Annotated in this window: 9 protein-coding genes; 5 read left to right on the forward strand and 4 right to left on the reverse strand. The window is 58.0% G+C overall.

Translation table 11 applies throughout. The features are described 5' to 3' along the window. The first annotated feature begins 178 nt into the window (after positions 1–178). Positions 179–2,083, forward strand: coding sequence for a sigma 54-interacting transcriptional regulator (locus tag AAE484_RS15605; RefSeq protein ID WP_341939356.1), 1,905 nt, complete (start codon positions 179–181; stop codon positions 2,081–2,083). On the opposite strand, the gene AAE484_RS15610 is transcribed toward AAE484_RS15605, so the two are convergent. The 3 genes from AAE484_RS15610 to AAE484_RS15620 form a co-directional block, all read right to left on the reverse strand. Then, positions 2,022–3,116: a YheT family hydrolase gene (locus tag AAE484_RS15610; RefSeq protein ID WP_341939357.1), complete on the reverse strand. Its 1,095-nt coding sequence runs from the start codon at positions 3,114–3,116 to the stop codon at positions 2,022–2,024. The two genes, AAE484_RS15605 and AAE484_RS15610, sit on opposite strands and share 62 nt — an antisense overlap. A 23-nt stretch (positions 3,117–3,139) precedes the next feature. Next, a complete protein-coding gene (locus AAE484_RS15615) occupies positions 3,140–4,015 on the reverse strand; it encodes a fatty acid desaturase family protein (protein ID WP_341939358.1) in 876 nt (291 codons plus the stop codon). 340 nt (positions 4,016–4,355) lie between these two features. Next, positions 4,356–5,498 (reverse strand): hypothetical protein, encoded by a 1,143-nt coding sequence (locus AAE484_RS15620; protein WP_341939359.1) that lies wholly within the window; start codon positions 5,496–5,498, stop codon positions 4,356–4,358. 79 nt (positions 5,499–5,577) lie between these two features. On the opposite strand from AAE484_RS15620, the gene AAE484_RS15625 reads away from it, so the two are divergent. Genes AAE484_RS15625 through AAE484_RS15635 form a run of 3 tightly spaced genes read left to right on the forward strand, consistent with a single transcriptional unit; the run spans position 5,578 to position 8,374 of the window. Then, the gene (locus AAE484_RS15625) at positions 5,578–5,829 is read left to right on the forward strand and encodes a DUF1244 domain-containing protein (protein ID WP_341939360.1); all 252 of its coding nucleotides are present in this window, start codon (positions 5,578–5,580) and stop codon (positions 5,827–5,829) included. Positions 5,830–5,879: 50 nt separating this feature from the next. Further along, positions 5,880–6,839 carry a hydrogen peroxide-inducible genes activator gene (locus AAE484_RS15630; RefSeq protein WP_341939361.1) on the forward strand — a complete coding sequence of 320 codons (960 nt, stop codon included), beginning with the start codon at positions 5,880–5,882 and terminating at the stop codon, positions 6,837–6,839. Between the two features lie 29 nt (positions 6,840–6,868). Next, positions 6,869–8,374: a tryptophan halogenase family protein gene (locus tag AAE484_RS15635; RefSeq protein WP_341939362.1), complete on the forward strand. Its 1,506-nt coding sequence runs from the start codon at positions 6,869–6,871 to the stop codon at positions 8,372–8,374. A gap of 3 nt (positions 8,375–8,377) precedes the next feature. On the opposite strand, the gene AAE484_RS15640 is transcribed toward AAE484_RS15635, so the two are convergent. Then, positions 8,378–10,015, reverse strand: a complete 1,638-nt coding sequence (locus tag AAE484_RS15640) for an MFS transporter (protein WP_341939363.1) — start codon at positions 10,013–10,015, stop codon at positions 8,378–8,380. A 466-nt stretch (positions 10,016–10,481) separates the two neighbouring features. Here AAE484_RS15640 and AAE484_RS15645 point away from each other — a divergent pair, with 466 nt between their 5' ends. Then, positions 10,482–13,064 carry a glycoside hydrolase family 9 protein gene (locus AAE484_RS15645; RefSeq protein WP_341939364.1) on the forward strand — a complete coding sequence of 861 codons (2,583 nt, stop codon included), beginning with the start codon at positions 10,482–10,484 and terminating at the stop codon, positions 13,062–13,064. Positions 13,065–13,175 lie beyond the last annotated feature (111 nt).

Here is a 13,175-nt window from a genome sequence, read left to right on the forward strand (position 1 = left end):
GCCGACCTCGAATGGCGGTTACGCTGTAAAAACAGGCTGTTAGAGGTTGTTTTAATGCTCTTCGAACGACTAAAAATCGTAATTCACGAAATCTTGTAGTTTTGGGCTACGAAATCACGTAGCTGGCATGATTCTTGTTGCTCACCCTGGACATGTGCAGAACCTGGTAAGTGAGACGATGAGCGCAAATCCTGATTTTCCTTATGCAGACAACTGGCTGGAGGCTCTGCCTGAACCTGCGCTGCTGATGGATCCGGTGCAGGACCGGATTTTGGCGGGCAATGGACGGCTGCAGCAGCTGCTGGGAGGGTCGGCCCCCGATCCGCTTCAAACCGGGCGCGTAACCGAGTTGTTCAGTGGCCAGGTGCCGCAACTGATTGTCCTTACGGATGAGGCCCTGAGCTGCGGTCAGGCCTGGAACCGAAGCCTGAAGGTGACGCGGGACGACGGCACAGAGGTGCCGGTTGAGTTATCCCTGGCCTGGACCGATGATGCCCGCGGAGCCCCCAGGATTCTCATGCTTCTGCGGGATCTGGACGCATTGCGTGAGCGCCGCGAACGCCATGAGATCAATACCTACCACCAGGGAGGGCTGTTGCACTGGAAGCGCATCGAGACCCTGTTCCGCGATATCGAGCGTGAAAACCACATGATTCTGGAGTCCGTCGGAGAGGGGATTTACGGCCTTGATGCAGAGGGGCGGGTCACCTTTACCAATTCGGCCGCCGAGCGCATGCTGGGATGGCCCAAAGAGGAAATGCTGGGCCGGATGATGCATTCGACCATTCACCATACCCAAAGCAATGGCGAGTCCCACAAGCTGGAGGACTGCCCGATCTATAAAGCGTTCAAAGACGGAGCCGTTCACCGTGTCAGCGACGGCTGCTTCTGGCACCGCGATGGCTTCAGCTTTGCTGTTGAGTACACCAGTACCCCCATTCTGGATAACGGGCAGCTGGTGGGGGCCGTTGTGGTTTTTCGGGACACCAGCCAGCGACGGAAAGCCGAAGAGGAACTGAAAGCGGCACTAACGGAAGTAAAATCGCTCAAGCACCGTCTGGAAATGGAGAACGCCTACCTGCAGGAAGAGTTGAACGCTGAGCAGAATGCTCATGAGATAGTCGGCAAAAGCGAGGCGGTGAAATCGCTGGTGCATCGTATTGAACTGGTTGGCCCGACTGATGCCAATGTTCTGATCTCCGGAGAATCGGGCACAGGCAAGGAATTGATTGCCCGCGCCATCCACAACACCAGCGAGCGCTCCCAGCGGCCAATGATCCGTGTCAATTGCGCGGCAATCCCGGCGGAGCTGTTTGAGAGTGAGTTCTTTGGCCATATCCGGGGCTCGTTTACGGGCGCAGTGAATGATCGTGTCGGGCGCTTTGAGTTGGCTCATGGAGGCACACTTTTTCTCGATGAAGTCGGTGAAATTCCGTTGCCGCTTCAGGGAAAGTTGCTGAGAGTTCTCCAGGAACAGAGCTTCGAACGTATTGGCGATAACGAAACCCGGCATGTTGACGTGCGGGTGATTGCGGCCACGAATCGAGATCTGCGGGCCGAAGTCAAGGCTGGCCGCTTTCGCGAGGATCTCTATTTTCGGCTGAACGTGTTTCCAATTGAATCCGCTCCCTTGCGGGAGCGCACCGAAGATATCGCGCCTCTGGCCCAGCTTTTCCTTCAGCACGCCTGTCAGAAGTTTCACCGCCCGGGTCTGGAGCTAAACCTGGCTAACGTGGAAAGCCTGCAAAAATATAGTTGGCCGGGTAATGTACGAGAGCTGGAAAATGTCATCGAAAGACAGCTGATAGTGAGTAAGGGCGGGAAGCTGTGGTTTGATTTACCCTCGGATAACACAGAAAAAGGGGCCGTGAGCGAGGTAAGACAAAGCGATCTGGCCGCGAAACCGCTCACGGAAGTGGAAAAGCGTCAGCAGGATCGTGAGAACATGGCGTCTGCTCTGCGCCAGTGTAAAGGTAAGGTTTTCGGCGATGATGGTGCGGCAGCGCTTCTGGGTGTGAAGCCTACGACCCTCGCTTCGCGACTGAAGCGTCACGGGATCGAGCCGGGTCGGTTTCGGTGTTAGGTAAGGCCACGGCTCGATCCCGATCGAGAAAATCCACGCTTTTTAAAGCCACCCCTTTTTTACCGCCAATGCGGTTCGCAAACCAGAAGAATCGTCGCTCGTACCAGTGATGGGACTCACGTTTTTTCTTGATAAATCCCATATGGCCGCCGTGCCGGGCGACTTCCAGGTAGATGTGGTCATGCTCTCGGGCGGTGTCGTAGGGGAGGCTGCGCTGGTCAATAAAAGGGTCGTCTTTGGCGCTCAGGATATACAGCGGAACCGGAATCTGGCTCAGATAGGGTACGGCGGAGGCCGAATCGCGATAGTGCGCCGCGCTTTGATAGCCGTGCATGGGCGCAAACAGAAACTCTTCTATTTCATCCACGGTCCTGGCGTTTTTCACTCGGTCCGGGTCAACATTGTTGCCGAAAGCGACAAACTCCAGTTTCTTGATGAACTTGTTCAGCAGGGAGTTCACCACCTGTCGCTGGTAGAGAAAGTGGTTCAACCGCGAGCGCATGGACTCGTGAAAGGAGTGCAGCTCCAGTGGAGCGGACAACAGAAAGCAACCTTTGATCTTCGGATTGCAGCGCGTCGCCTCTCGGCCGAGATAGTTGGCGGTGATCGTGCCCCCGAGGCTGAAACCAACGAGAATGACCTCGGCGTAATTCCGGCTTTGGGTGTCAATCACCTGTTTCAGGTCCTGATAATCACAACCAATATAAAACCAGGGCGTGCGGTTCACCTTTTTGCTGCAGGAGCGCATGCTCCAGGTCAGGGTGTCATACCCCCGGGCGTGCAGTTTTTGCGCGAACGACAGAAGGCCTGCTTCTTTTCCGTGGCTTTCCAGTCCATGGGTCATGATGACCAGACTCCGGGCGCCGTGGCGGGAATTGAGAAAGAGCTCGAGCTGGTCGCCATCGGGTGTGTTGAGCGTGATGGTTTCCGGCCGGATCTCGGGACGTTTTCGTACCAGCGGCGGATAAAGGGTCTGAATATGTCCATTCCGAAAAAAAGGCCCGCATCGGTAGTCAGAATCAATGACCGGCATGGTGTCAATCCTTCCGTTATTTTTTATTCCGAATGTTCGGTGGCCAGAGTGGACGCTTTTCTCTGATTCTGGTGAAACAGCCAGCCTCGAACCCTGAGATCAATCGCGTCAATCCAGTAGTAAATGGGTACCGTCCGGGTGTAGCAGTCATCGGGAATATAAGGTTCGAGCTTTCGATGCAGCTCGGGCAGCCGCGACCAGTGCAGGCCACACCGGTAATGGTGGGCCGTATGGTAGCCGATGTTGCCGGTGAGAATATTCAGCCATTTTGAATCCACCACATTTCGGCTCGCGGCCATTTCATCGGAGGTGGACAGCTCCAGATGGTGGTAGTAGGTGGCCCGCATGGTGACCACCAGGGAGGCAAGCATGGGCAGCCAGAAAATGAACAGCGCCGGCAAGGGGCGGTACGCCGTGAGGGCCGCGAGCAATCCCAGGCTGACGCTCAGCTCCAGGTAGTAGCGGCGCAGCAGTTTGGGTTTGCGGTGTCCCACCTGTATGGCTCTGGGGTAGGTCAGCAGTATCCCCTCGGCAATGTAGCGCCAGACGCTGATGGTTTTACCCTGGGCGCGCCAACGGGAGGTATCCTTTTCCTGGTCGAGGTAGTGGGCGTGGTGGCCGTTGACGTGGTGCAGAACCCAGGTGGTGGCGAGCATCCCGGTCTGGAAGCCATACATGATTTCCAGCAGCCGGTTCAGAAGCGGGCGATTGAACGTCCGGCAGTGGTGATGGTTGTGGTTCCAGACACAGACATTGGTTTTGGGAAAAATGCCCAACACAAACCAGGCGGCCAGAAAAACCGGGTTCTCAACCGTGAAATAAATCAAAAGATCCAGCAGAAAGTACGCGCTTATGATGGCTACCGGAACGATGTCTTCGCGGTATCGAAAAACCACCATCACTTTGCCTCCCGTGTGTCCGACAGGGAAGGGCGACAGTCCGGAACTGAGGGTTCGCTGGAGAGCCGAGAAAAAGTGGCGAGGTGAAATAAAAAATGGAGGGTCATTCGTGTTGTCACTCCCTGACGGTTGCATACGCTCATGAGGCTTGATCCGTTGGCGACAATGGCTTGCGCGCCGAATCGGTGGCGGGCAATTCCCGCCCACGAGCGAATGCTAGGGAATAAACAAGCCGAATTCAATAAAATGGAGGGACTGTGGCGCCTAATGAATATTTGGGCGACACTGATGTGAACTTATGTGACGGAAGTCACTGAGTGGCAGTGCAGATTGGTGACGTTTAAAGGTCGCACCATGAGTTATCCGCCATGGCGTCGGCGGCGCAGAGTGCTTCGCGGGCAATACGGATATCGGTGACGTAATAAAGCGTGCGCAGGCCAATGTCCCGCCGCCCCATGTTGTGATAGATCATGCCCATATGAATGTCGCTGGCGCTGAACCGGGCGTGGTGTTCGGCAAAGTATTGAGCGGCTTTTCCGAGTGTCTCTTCTTCAATCAGTTCGGTCGTCCGACCGACACCGATCTGATAGGCCTGAGTCAGCAGCAGGGCGTAGAGAGCCTCCCGTTTTTCAGCGGGTAAGTGGCCAAACACCCGCTCGAAGGGCGCCTGCAGATTGCGGTGGTTTTGCTCCACCAGGCGCAGAGCACAATCGACCTGAGCCATGCGGTGCAGATGGTGTTGTTCCGGAATCTCGCAGTCATTCAGAACGGCGGGTCGCAACTGCATGATGCCTTTGGCCGCCTGTCGGGACAGAGCGTTTTTCTGGCCGCCGCTCTCAATGATGGTTTTGCCCAGAAAGTTCGGCATGACCGTGTCGGGAAAGGAAAACCGCTCCTGCTTCTTGCGGTGTTCGTACACGGTGCGAAAGAGCTCAACCAGCGAGACCGTCTGGTCGGGCGCGCCCAGGCTGATGTCATCCCAGGTGCCCCACACCCGGTAGTCCTCGCCCTCGCCGGTGAGGCGGGCAATCGCCTCCCCCATGTCGGCAAAGGGCTGATGGCAGGCGAGCGCAAAGGGAAAACCGAGCTCGGTCAGGGTGCCGGGGCTCCAGGAGGCGACCCGATTCTCCCCGGCCAGACGCCGCCGAGTGTCGTTGAGCCGTTCGGTGGTGCCCTCGGCTGTGTCCGCATTATCAATATAGGCGAGAAACCGACCGCGATGATTGAACAACAGGTGACGCTCGGGTTCGCTGCAGTAGCTTTGGGAGAGCAGTACCCAGCGGCGGATGGTGACCAGATTGTTGGCAGTGCCCTGGGTGTCCCAGTAGGGGGTGTCGCGCACAATGTCCAACCAGCTGTCGCGCGGAGCGGGCGCGTCAGGCCACCCGGGCGTGCACAGAATGAGCAGCACCGATCCCGTCAACAGGGCGGCAAACCGGAGCCCGGATGTGTAGTGGCCTGTGCGAGACCGCTTGGTGCGCATGAGGTGTTCGATCCTGTTGACAGCCTGCAGTGAATGTACAAGGCTACCACTTCGCCTACCAATTACCGAAGGGGTTTTTATGGATAATCAGACACAGACCGAAATTGAAGCGGCGGCCTTCCGGCGCCTGCTCAGCCACCTGGACAGTCGAAAGGATGTGCAGAACCTCGACTTGATGGATTTGGCCGGCTTTTGCCGCAACTGCCTGAGCCGCTGGTATATGGAGGAAGCGCAGGAACGAGGCGTTGAAGTGAGCAAGGAACAGGCGCGCGAACGGGTCTACGGAATGCCCTATGAGCAGTGGAAGGAGCGCTACCAGACACCCCGCTAGTGTCCCGGCCCTTTCAATTTGCCCACTCTATTGCATTGGTGCGAATAACCATGACATTGACAGAAATACGCTATCTCGTCGCCCTGGATCAGGAGCGACACTTTGGCCGTGCGGCCGAGGCTTGTCACGTGAGTCAGCCGACGCTCAGCATCGCTGTCAAAAAGTTAGAGCAATCGCTGGGCACCGCGTTATTTGAGCGCACAAAAAAGGGCGCCCGACCAACGCCGCTGGGTCAACAGATAGCAGCAAAAGCCCGTGATATTCTCGCACGAACGGCGGAGCTGGATGATCTTGTCTCGGCGGGTCGCGACCAGTTATCTGGCCCCTTGGCTGTCGGCACCATAGCCAGCGTAGGACCCTATCTTCTGCCACAATTCATCCCGCTGCTGCAGCGACTCGCAACACGCATGCCCCTTTCACTGCAGGAGAGCGCGGCCGGTGTGCTCGCTCATAAGCTGAGTACGGGGGAGCTGGATGTGATCATAACCACTCTGCCTTTTAGTGCCCCGGATGTGGTAACCCAGCCGCTATTTGACGAGCCCATGATGGCGCTTCTGCCCGCTGGCCATGCCCTGGCTGCACATCGGCATCTGGACCCGGAAAAGCTTGATCCGGAAGAGGTCCTTTTGATGGCTGAAGGCGATCCTTGGCGCGACCAAGTCTTAAATGCCTTTCCTCAGCTGGGCACGCACAGAGCCGATAGACCACTCGTGCAAGGAACCACGCTTGAAATGCTAAGACATATGGTGGCCTCGGGACTTGGAATAACAATAATGCCACTGGCCGCTGCTCAGGCTCACTTTTACTCCCAGGACATTCTCGTGACGCGACCCTTTGTAGACCCTGTTCCGGTGCGCACCCTCGCTCTGTCCTGGCGGGCAAGTTTCCCTCGCCATCAAGCTGTGGACGTTCTACGCCAGGCCATCCAGGCGAGCAGCGCGGCTTATTGGGGCTATGCAACGGGCAAGGAAGCAGGCGGCAGCCTACTGGTTGAAAACAAAAACTGGTAGTATCGAGTGTCACTCTTGAAGGTTTTTGCATGCGCCCAATTCAGAATATTGTCATCGCCGGAGGGGGGACCTCCGGATGGATGGCCGCAGCCATACTGGCAAACCAGCTTCGGCGGGATCTTTACCGTATTCACCTTGTGGAATCCGGCGAGCTTGGCACCATTGGTATCGGCGAATCCACCGTCCCGCCGTTTACCGGGCTGCTTCGCCGACTGGGCATCGACGAGCAAGAGTTTGTTCAGGTCACCCAGGCCACCTACAAACTGGGTATCCAGTTTTCGGGCTGGCGGCATACCCAGGAAGACTATTTTCACCCGTTCGGCGTGCTGGGCCACTCCATTGGCGGCCAGGACTTTTATCAATGCTGGCTGAAGGCGCGTGAGTCGGGTGCGAATTGGCCACTGCAAAGCTTCTCGCCGAGCAGTGTCATGGCCCAAAAGGGGCGATTTTTTTACCCGGAGCAAGCCCGCAACACCCCGGTTGGAGGGGCCAATTACGCGCTCCACGTGGATGCCGCTCGGGTGGGCAGTTATCTGCGCAACTACGCTGAGCAACGGGGCGTTCAACGAACGGAAGGCCACGTCACCCAGGTTTGCCAGGAAGATAACGGCTTTATTGAAGCAGTGGTACTGGAGTCTGGTCAGAAGATAACCGGGGATTTTTTCATCGACTGTACCGGCTTTAAGGGCCTACTCATCGGCGAAACCCTAAAGTCTGAGTTCGTGGATTGGTCGGACTACTTACCCTGCGATCGGGCCATCGCGGTAAAAACGCCAACAGACCACCCCATTCCTCCCTTTACCTCGGCCAAAGCCGGTAAAGCAGGGTGGGTCTGGCGAATCCCTCTGCAAACCGTCACAGGCAACGGCTATGTGTACGCCAGTCGGTTCTGTTCGGACGCGGAAGCCCGCGCGACTCTTCTGGCCAATATCAACGGCGAGCCGCTGAGCGAGCCACGCCTGATTCCCTTCAAAACCGGCCACCGACGGGACATTTGGAAGCACAACTGCCTTTCCCTGGGCTTGGCCTCAGGTTTCGTTGAACCACTGGAATCCACTTCAATCCATCTCATTGCCCGGGGCATGGAATTTTTCTTGCGCCATTTCCCCGACGCACACTGCCATCCCGCCCTGGTCCGCGAATACAACCGCCGGATGACAGCGGACTACGAAGAAGTTCGAGATTTCATTATGCTGCACTACTGCGCGACTGAGCGCACGGACTCGCCCTTTTGGCGCTGGTGCCAGCAGATGACGTTACCCGATTCGCTCAGAGAGAGGATCGAGCTGTTCCAGGCGCATGGCGGCATCAGGGAAGGTGTGGACGATCTTTTTCGCGCCAGCAGTTGGCAGTCCGTATTCGAAGGCATGGGCATCCGCCCGCAAACCTATTCCCCCCGGGTGGACAACCTGGATGCCTGCGACATTCAGGCAGCGTTGATACGAGCGCGGCGGGCCATAGCAGGCATGGTCACGAACCTGCCGACTCATGATGAGTTTTTACAGCGGGAAATGGCGAAGGCACAAACTCGCTAAGTTCTAAGTCGCTTCGCTTTCCTGTGGCGTCACAGCAGAGAAACGCGAGGCCGCCTTGAAGGTGACCGCGGCGTGAATTTCCTCCAACCGTCGACCCCGGGTATCGATGCCATTCTTGAGCAAAAGCCCACCGAAAATAAGGAGCGGCACGCTGATGATCAAGGCCGAAAAAGCCAAATCACTGAACACTCCTATGACCCCGCACACAGCGCCCAGTATTCCGCCCGCCTTGGAGCTGGCCGCTACCAGACCGGCCCCCGTGCCGCGCAGATGAACCGGGTAAATTTCCGCTGCATAGGGGATCAGCATGGCGATAACGCCGCTGGCGCTGATCAACAGCCCTGCCGTTGCAAAGGTGATGGCGAGACTGGACTGGATAGATAAAAGCCCCAGGACAAAAAATACCAAAAGGCTCAGGGCTGTCAGGGCGATAAACGTAACGAGCGTCTTGATGCTGCTCCAGGCATGGTACAACCACATCACCGCCACTATGCCCGGCAACGCCAGAAAACCCGATTTGGCCAAAAGCCCGTTGGCCGCTTCCGGGCTCATGCCCATGTCACGCAAATTGGTCGGCAACCAAAGCAGAAAGCCAAAATTAACCAGGCCCCACGCCAGCCCTGCCCCAACGAGGCCCAGGCTGATGGGGGCATAGGGTCCCGTCAGCATTTGCTTAAGACCTTTGTCACCTTCGGAAGCGGCTTCCTCAACTTCCACGTGCTCTGGTTCGTCCCGATCCAACACGCCGTTATAGCGATTCAAAACAGCCTGGGCCTGGCGTTTTAGTCCCACATTGGCCAGGAACCGCGGCGATTCGGGGATATAGCGACCAAGGAAGATGATGATCAAGCCGGTAGGTAGGCCCAAAAACCACAGAGCGCGCCACGAAAACAGGGGCTCCAAAACGGCAGCGGCGCCAGAGGCCACCAGGTAACCGGCCGCCGTGCCAATACCACCCAGAGCAACCAGTAGCCAACCCCGATGAGCCGCCGGGATCACCTCCGCCATCAGCGTAAAGGTAATCGGCAGCAAGCCCCCAGCGGAAAGCCCCATCAAAAAACACATGATAAGGTTCCAGGTAAAGCTCGGCATGGCGCCGCATATGGCGGTGCCGATAAACATGAGTGCGGAAAGCAAGATGGCGGCGCGACGCCCCATCAGATCGGCGAGTCGGCCCCACAAAATGGACCCCACCGCGGTGCCGGTGAGGGCGATAAGCGCCAGCGTACCCGAAGAGCTTTGGCTGATGCCGTACTCGTCTTTCATTCCCGGCATGACGAAACCGAGGGTCGCGGGCTTCATGACATCGACAGTGACGGCAACCAAAAGGGCGGCAACCAGCTTCCAGTGCTCAACGTTCAGCGGGCTATTGTCTGCGACGTGGAAATTAATGGTGCCGTGGCTGCCTTGCCGCAGTAATTCCAGGCGCGGCATAAGCCCGAACCAGGCCAAAAGCACCCCGAGAGGAATGACTCCCATCCCCACCCACATGGTCGCGTCCATTTCCATCCCGGCCATTTTGTAGTTCATCGCCGCTGAATGGAGGAACATCGGCACGTGAGCTACCACGCCAATCATGATGAGCAGACAGCCAGACCAGAAGGCCAGCGGATGCGGGAAACCTAACCCCTCGTGACGCATGAACTACCACCTTTTCTTATCTAATCGGTCAATACAACAGGCTAAAGGGTGGCTGTTATACGGTAGCAGTGGACCTACATCAACTGAATCATCATTGAAGCTGGCTATGATGATTGAGGTCAGTAAGGGTGACAGGAGGTTTTATATGCAAAATTGCTGCTTCGGTAGCTTTATGCCAAGCAGAGTGGCATTTCAGAATATCTGTCGATGAGATCTGACCATACAGCATAGGCACTGCAAGGTATGTGATCACTTACACCGGGTTTCGGTCAATCTATGGTGTCAAAACCTGAGCAATCTATAGTGTCATGAGCAGAGGCGCCCTGTCCCACTCCGAATTGCCGATTAGCGGTCGCAAATCGGCGCATTATGAGCTATGGTTACCCCGACATAATGTCACAATGAATATAAGAGGCTGAGGCTACTGGCCTGGCCATCAAGTGGTTGTTATTGAGAAGGGGTACCCATGATAAGTAAAACAAGCGCACTGTTCTGGCCACTGGCCGGTGCACTGGCGGCGGCGTCCATCGTGACCGCCTGCGCCACCCAGCCGTCCAGCGAGACGCCTTTGGCGCTGAACGATTGGGAGTATTTTGAGCGCCCCGGCGTGAATGTCCTGGCCTTCAGTAGCCCGCCCGGGGGAATGTTCTTTGATTCCAAAACCAGTGGAATCGAGATCATCCACCACGGTGAGCGCACGGCCACTAACGGCGATGTGCGCCTGCTGCACACCCCGGAACAGTGGGATGGCATGGGCGAGTTCGTCGATCGCAGCGTCGATCCCGACGCGCAGAGCGTGACCACCACGCTGGCCTACCCCGAGCACGATTTTACCTACCAGGTTAAGGCCACCGCCCAGGGCGATACCGTCCGGCTCAGCGTCCATCTGGACCAGCCGCTGCCCGAGGAACTGGAGGGCGAGGCCGGCTTCAATATGGAATTTCTGCCGGCCGAGTATTTTGGCAAGTCCTACTTGGTGGATGGCCGCAGCGGCAACTTTCCCCGCCACCCCAGTGGTCCCATGGAGACCACAGAAGAGGGGTTGACCGAGCCCGTGGCCTTTGCCCGGGGCAGCACCCTGGTACTGGCTCCGGAGGACCCGGAGCGCAAGGTGACCGTCCGCGAAGCCACCGGTGACAACGAGCTGATGCTGTTCGATGGCCGCAACAAGGCCCAGAATGGCTGGTACGTGGTGCGCAGCATGATTCCCGCCGGCGCCTCCGGCACCGTGATCGAGTGGGACCTGGAGGTCAACGGGATTCCCGGCTGGCAGCGCGAGCCGGTGATCGGCTACTCCCAGGTGGGTTACCACCCCCGGCAGGATAAAACCGCCGTGATCGAGCTGGACAAAAACGCCAACCCCGAGTCCGAAGCGCGCCTGGTGCGGGTGAAGCCCGACGGTGATCGGGAGACGGTCCAGAGTGGTCGCCCGGAGCACTGGGGTGAGTATCTGCGCTACCAGTACCTGACCTTCGACTTTTCCGAGGTGACCGAGCCGGGCCTTTATCAGCTCGAGTACGACGATCAGAGCACTCAGGCGTTCCGTATCGATCCCGAGGTGCACGAGGATACCTGGCAGCTGACGCTGGATGTGTTCTTCCCGGTGCAGATGGATCACACCAAAGTGCGCGAGGCCTACCGCGTGTGGCACGGGGCGGGACACCTGGACGACGCCCTGCAGGCGCCCGCCAACTACGAGCACTTTGATCTGTTCGCCCACGGCGAGGAGACCGACACCGACTTCGAGGCCTTTGAGCACATTCCGGGCCTGAACTACGGCGGCTGGCACGATGCCGGCGACTACGATATTCGCACCCAGTCCCAGTACTTCACTGTGCAGCACCTGGTGCACACCTGGGAGCAGTTCCAGATTGACCGGGACAACACCACGGTCAGTCAGGAGAAGCGCTATGCGGAAATCCACCGCCCCGACGGCAAGCCGGATCTGCTGCAGCAGATTGAACACGGCACCCTCGGTCTGATCGCCCAGCACCGCGCCATCGGTCACGCCATTCCGGGCATCGTCGCGGGTCATCTGTATCAGTACCCGCACCTGGGCGACGCCGTCACCAAAACCGACGGCAAGGTTTACAACCCCGAGCAGGATCCGCATGCGGACGAGCGCGGCGTGGGCGAGATGTACGAGCCCTCCACGGTCGACCCCACTCCGACCGAGGATGTGCTGCCCAGTGACAATACCGTGACCAGTGGCAAGTTTGACGACCGCTGGGCCTTCACCACCAACACCTCCGCCCTGAACTACGGCTCGGCGGCGGCTCTGGCGGCGGCCAGCCGGGCACTGCGCGGCTACAACGACGAACTCGCCCAGGAAAGTCTGGAAACGGCCGAGAGCGTCTGGGAGTACGAGCAGGGGCGTGAACCCAATCGGTTCCGTGTGGGCAACACCACCGGCGGTCGTCTGGAAGAAGAGCAGTTGAAAACGGCCGTGGAGCTGCTGATCACCACCGAAGAGGCGAAGTACGCCGAGGCGGTGCGCGAGTTGCTGCCACAGGTGGAAGAGCGCTTCGGTGCCAATGCTTTCATGCTGGTGCTGGCGCTGCCCCATATGGATGAGGCCTATGCCAGTGACCTGGAAGCACTGACGCGCGAGTACCGCGAGCAGATTCGCGAGCACGAGGCGGAAAACCCCTACGGCGTGCCCATCACCCGCGGCGGCTGGGCCGGGGGCGGCACCGTGATCGGCTTTGGCATCACCAATTACTGGCTGCACAAAGCCTTTCCGGAGATCATCGAAGAGGACCTGGTCTTCCGTAGCCTGAACTTCATGTTTGGTACCCACCCGGATTCGAACTACTCCTTTGTCTCCGGTGTGGGTCCCAAATCCCAGACCCACGCCTACGGAATGAACCGGGCGGACCTGGCCTTCATCCCCGGCGGTATCATTCCGGGCATCCTGGTACTGTCGCCCGATTACCCCGAAAACAAAAGCAACTGGCCGTTCTTCTGGGGCCAGAACGAGTACGTGATCACCGTCGGGGGCAGTTACCTGTTCCTGGCCAATGCGGCCCGAGATCTGCTGAACGACTGATGTTCCCAGCGACCGATGTCGCCAAAGCCGACGCTCCGGGGCCGACCCGGGCGTCGGCTTTTTACTGGGCAAGCCTCAACGCTTTAACAAAAAATTACCCCGCCCCGGCCA

It is taken from the genome of Marinimicrobium sp. C2-29, from assembly GCF_038419845.1.
In the GTDB taxonomy this organism is placed as follows: Bacteria; Pseudomonadota; Gammaproteobacteria; order Pseudomonadales; family Cellvibrionaceae; genus Marinimicrobium.

Excerpts from the sequence above, each read along its gene's own strand:
- AAE484_RS15640 (WP_341939363.1), bottom strand. The coding sequence starts at position 10,015 with ATGCGTCACGAGGGGTTAGGTTTCCCGCATCCGCTGGCCTTCTGGTCT.
- AAE484_RS15610 (WP_341939357.1), bottom strand. The coding sequence starts at position 3,116 with ATGCCGGTCATTGATTCTGACTACCGATGCGGGCCTTTTTTTCGGAAT.
- AAE484_RS15630 (WP_341939361.1), top strand. The coding sequence starts at position 5,880 with ATGACATTGACAGAAATACGCTATCTCGTCGCCCTGGATCAGGAGCGA.
- AAE484_RS15620 (WP_341939359.1), bottom strand. The coding sequence starts at position 5,498 with ATGCGCACCAAGCGGTCTCGCACAGGCCACTACACATCCGGGCTCCGG.
- AAE484_RS15605 (WP_341939356.1), top strand. The coding sequence starts at position 179 with ATGAGCGCAAATCCTGATTTTCCTTATGCAGACAACTGGCTGGAGGCT.
- AAE484_RS15625 (WP_341939360.1), top strand. The coding sequence starts at position 5,578 with ATGGATAATCAGACACAGACCGAAATTGAAGCGGCGGCCTTCCGGCGC.
- AAE484_RS15635 (WP_341939362.1), top strand. The coding sequence starts at position 6,869 with ATGCGCCCAATTCAGAATATTGTCATCGCCGGAGGGGGGACCTCCGGA.
- AAE484_RS15645 (WP_341939364.1), top strand. The coding sequence starts at position 10,482 with ATGATAAGTAAAACAAGCGCACTGTTCTGGCCACTGGCCGGTGCACTG.
- AAE484_RS15615 (WP_341939358.1), bottom strand. The coding sequence starts at position 4,015 with ATGGTGGTTTTTCGATACCGCGAAGACATCGTTCCGGTAGCCATCATA.